General features: G+C 70.2%; 1 pseudogene. It reads right to left on the bottom strand.

What is annotated here, in order from left to right:
- Window positions 1–205, bottom strand: a pseudogene (locus tag OO52_RS45935) (alpha/beta hydrolase); the annotation flags it as partial.

The raw sequence follows: 205 nt of genomic DNA on the forward strand, positions 1-205 counted from the left end.
GCCGGGCGGGGTGAACGGGTCGAGCGCCGGGTCGAGGGTGATGGTGGGGACGTGGATGGGGGGCTGGGCGGCGAGGAGCTTCTCGTAACGGTCGTAGCGGGGTTCGCCCTCGATCAGGCCGATGCGCCAGCGGTAGTTGTAGAGGACGATGGCGGCGTAGTCGGGGTTGTGGAAGGCCTGGGCGGTGCGGTCGAAGGTGGCGTCG

Source organism: Streptomyces flaveolus (genome assembly GCF_000716535.1).
Taxonomy (GTDB): domain Bacteria; phylum Actinomycetota; class Actinomycetes; order Streptomycetales; family Streptomycetaceae; genus Streptomyces; species Streptomyces flaveolus_A.